The sequence below is a fragment of the Nostoc sp. MG11 genome, from assembly GCF_014904695.1.
Taxonomy (GTDB): Bacteria; Cyanobacteriota; Cyanobacteriia; order Cyanobacteriales; family Nostocaceae; genus Komarekiella.
In genome coordinates this window covers 1-3,799 of sequence record NZ_JACXXN010000130.1, presented here as the reverse complement: position 1 = coordinate 3,799, position 3,799 = coordinate 1, and the positions used below count along the sequence as shown (strand labels likewise).

3 protein-coding genes and 1 pseudogene are annotated in these 3,799 nt (G+C 37.6%); all 4 read right to left on the bottom strand.

The genetic code is table 11. The features are described 5' to 3' along the window. Positions 1–125: 125 nt before the first annotated feature. Positions 126–998, bottom strand: coding sequence for a hypothetical protein (locus HCR01_RS37240; RefSeq protein WP_193200904.1), 873 nt, complete (start codon positions 996–998; stop codon positions 126–128). A 551-nt stretch (positions 999–1,549) separates the two neighbouring features. Beyond that, complete coding sequence (locus HCR01_RS37235; RefSeq protein ID WP_193200905.1) at positions 1,550–2,944, bottom strand: hypothetical protein; 1,395 nt, start codon at positions 2,942–2,944, stop codon at positions 1,550–1,552. Positions 2,945–3,040: 96 nt separating this feature from the next. Further along, on the bottom strand, positions 3,041–3,214 hold the full coding sequence (locus HCR01_RS37230; RefSeq protein ID WP_193200903.1) for a hypothetical protein: 174 nt from the start codon (positions 3,212–3,214) through the stop codon (positions 3,041–3,043). 217 nt (positions 3,215–3,431) lie between these two features. Beyond that, positions 3,432–3,799: pseudogene (locus HCR01_RS37225) on the bottom strand (hypothetical protein); the annotation flags it as partial.

Genomic DNA, 3,799 nt, shown 5'->3' with positions numbered 1-3,799 from the left:
CACTTCTCTTCTTGTGAGCAAAACAAAATTAAAATATTCTTACTAAAACTCCATCCCTTCATGGGTGGACTATTTACCAATTCTAAATACTAACTACTATTTATCCAATTATTTTAGTTATTTTATTAACCAGCAAGGAAAGCATAGCTAATAAAGATAATATTCATTCCTATATAAGTTAGAAGAATTAAACCTAAGCCGAGACGTTCTATTCGTATTAATTTCTTGTTTTTTTCACCCTTATAAAGCCGATGAAAAAATGTCTGTAGTGAAGCTACAAAAAGAATAAAGAGCATTGTGGCAATATGAATTTCATCAACCAAACTTACCCCTTCGACTTCTCCAAGTATTGACTCTGCTACTTGTAAATTGACGAAAATTGCAAAAAGACAACCTACCAATATACTAAGACTGGCTGCAAAAAGGTCACTTTGTGAAATATCAAAAAAGATGCATAATAGACAAATAGCAAAGGCAATGTATACACCCACAGTTAGCTTAATAAAACTCATATAGCTAACTCGTTCAATGTCAAAGCTGACCATTAATTTGGGAAAATAAAACTCATTAGCTTTGATTCTAGGGTCGCCAAAGTTAGAAATATAATGAGAGCTTTCAGATGTCACATTAAAATTAGTAATCTTCCAGCCATCTTCTAGATTGATATCAGGATGGATTTTGGAAGATTTCATATCACTTTTATAAATGAGTGTGTTCACATCTAAATTTTCGCTAGGTTCAAAAAATAGTTGCAATTCATGACGGTCAAAAGGATAATTTCTCAAATCCCAACTCTGCTCAAAGTTCCCTTGGAGATTACCAATTACATAGGTTTCCTCTCCTACTTGAGCAGTTGAAGTGTATGTGATTTTATAATTTTTTGCGCTAGGAAAGTATATACTTTGGAAGCTCAGAGCATTCGGTTTATTGCAGTTAGCATACAACCAGGTATCAATGAAAAACGAGCCTTGTGTAAAATTAAAATCATTCAGCCTCATTACATAGGCATTAATTTGACATTGAGTCTGTATATTAGGGCTTTTGGCAGTCGCTTGTGAGGTAGTCTTTAGGGGAGTAACAATTGAGACGGGATTTTGAGCAGCTACAGGAATTGAATACTCCATTAAGGTAAATAGAAAGATGAGGATGAGTGCGAGTCCATAGTAAAAGTAATACAGCAGCACTCGAAATATTCGTTGTGTAAAAAGCCGTTTATGGAGTAACCAATACCTTTGCCAGAAGATCATCTTCTTTCGCTAACCTTAATTTTCCTAGCTCAGTTTACCTGTAATTGTTTGGATATTACAGCGTATTTTAGGCAACTGTGATACACCGATTTTTATCGATAGTCAATTTGTGACAATACTGAATATCCTCAAAAAAGTTTTACAAACATCTGGTAAGTAAAAGTTTACTTGTGTACTTTTGAATTAGTTAAGTCAACACAGGTTATGGTTTCTTCCTATATCTTCACACCCCTATACCCTAACAAAGAGTCTTGGCAAAGGTTTCCATCTTTACAAGCGTGCCGTGCCAGCTTACAATCCGATCAATCTTGCATTCCTGCATATAACAGCCTTATAAATAAGCGTACTCCGTCATCTGCTTTTAACGTTGAATAAGAAGGAGTTTCTCTATTGCCAATCGCACGTAAGTCCGATAACAACTCTGGATGAAACTGGCAAGTGAAAGAACGACGAATTTTTTTGGTTTCAAAGTCTTTATAATTGATACAAGTAGCTGAACATTCTGTGACTATCTCTTTATCAACCGCTGTGGAACATAAAATTTCTACAGAGTCAGGCAATTGTATTAACCATGATAGATGGCTGCTAGCTATTATGTGTCTATAGGGAACAATAGCATCATGAATACTACGATAAGCCCAGTTAGCAAACAAGATTGCCTCTTCGTTCACTTCATCTGAGTGAAACATTGAAATTGATACTTCGCGCTCATATTGAATTGTCGTGTCAATTACACCTTCATGGGCATCTGATGTCACATCATGAGCATGAATCAATTCCCAAGGAATTCCTACAACTTTACCGTCAGGCGACTGGTAAGGTAACAATACGCGCTCGCCAACTTCCTTTGACTCATTACGTGTCACTGCAAAATGCTCATCATTCCAGCTATCAGCAACTCTTCGTCCATCACGCTTTTTGACTTGAAGTGTTTTACCCATCGTTGCAATACGTTCTGCAACCTCTTGCAGTGAGTTGAGTGCTTTGGACTCACTGTCACGTTCTAGAGATGTTGTACCCAGGACTTGTTTAACTGCTCGTTGAATCAGCCGTATATGACATTGTGCAGCAAGCTGATGTCCTACACAAATGAAGATAGCAGGAGCGCTAGTAGGCGATCGCGAAATCAATAATTTTTCCACTAACGCAAACATATCTTCTCGTGAGCAAACTGGGCTTGTCCAAGTTGATGCATCATAAACCGATGGGTCGCCTCCTTCCACTACTACTGCATAACCAGAGCTAATTGCCCCAATGACTAATTCTGGGTCAATAATTCCAGTAGACCAAACTGGAAAAAGTATTGAGTCCATATCAGCCACTTTCTGAGCAATATAAGCTACATTTTTGGAAGCACGAACTTCTTCACCAAGACTATTAATACCCACATGCTCCCACGGCTCAATAATGATTATCGATTTGCGTAATAAGTTGGGATGCAACAGCAAAAACTCAAAATCTGCTCTAGAATTAATCACCTTCTCTAATGGCTTTCCATGTCCCCATCCAAAAATGCCGTCAGGCGCAAAAAGTTCTTTTTCAGAAAGCGGATAAACAGATGTTCTGTCTGCTAAGAAGCGACCTAACAGAATATGTGCAGATTCAAAATCTGTATAGCCTGGATGTAAGTAACCAGGAGTTAACCGCCAAGAAGCTGTAGTAGCTTGATTTTGAGGATAATTACTAAATTCAGTCATCATTTGAATTAATACTTATTGATCAGTCAATGCTAATTAACAACGAAAAATTAAGTTTTGTAATAGTCAATCTAAATTGCTTTTGCAGAAAAATTGTTAACCAAGTATTGTAAGTAGTTGTATTTCGAGGCAAGTAAAAAAGTTAACATCCAAAGCGTGAGCAGTTTGCCCTACAAGACTAAACTCAACACCAAGGGTTGCGGTAGCAATAGCACAGGCAAGAACTGATACTCTACGTCGGGTATTAAAAAATGTCGATAATGTAACCATGAATTTACTCATATCTCGTGCAAGTTTTTTAATATATTACTAAGTAAATATATTTAGTATTTTTTCCATCTGCAACAACTATACTGATATCCTCATCTTTATAAAAACAGCCTCTAGTAGGTAGACAAGCAGCAAACAAGCTGTTGCAAACACTGTTTTTGCGAATTTGGGCTAACTTTAACACTAAGCTGAGTGATGAAATAAGCACTTGACACTTCTAAGACTCAACTAACTCCCCATCTACAATCGCAATCCCCCACTGCGGATACTTCGCCAGCAATTTCTTGATCACAATCTGCAAAGCCGGATCGTCATTCCAGCATTGTTGGAGGAAGTCAAAACCAGGATTTTCCCCAACCAAAGAAGCCATCTTCAGTTTCTCCATTCGCAATACTCTAGCTTTGGATCTAATGGCAATGTCTTCTCTACGAGACGCTCCGCGAACGGCGGTAAACAACGCCTCACTAGATTCTTGCACCTGATAATTAACTACAGATAGATTCCACTGCTTCTCAAATTTGCTGATTGTTGCCCTCATGCTGGCGTAATACTTGCTGTCTAGCAAATATTGAATTACCCACAATG

Excerpts from the sequence above, each read along its gene's own strand:
- HCR01_RS37240 (WP_193200904.1), bottom strand. The coding sequence starts at position 998 with ATGAGGCTGAATGATTTTAATTTTACACAAGGCTCGTTTTTCATTGAT.
- HCR01_RS37235 (WP_193200905.1), bottom strand. The coding sequence starts at position 2,944 with ATGACTGAATTTAGTAATTATCCTCAAAATCAAGCTACTACAGCTTCT.
- HCR01_RS37230 (WP_193200903.1), bottom strand. The coding sequence starts at position 3,214 with ATGGTTACATTATCGACATTTTTTAATACCCGACGTAGAGTATCAGTT.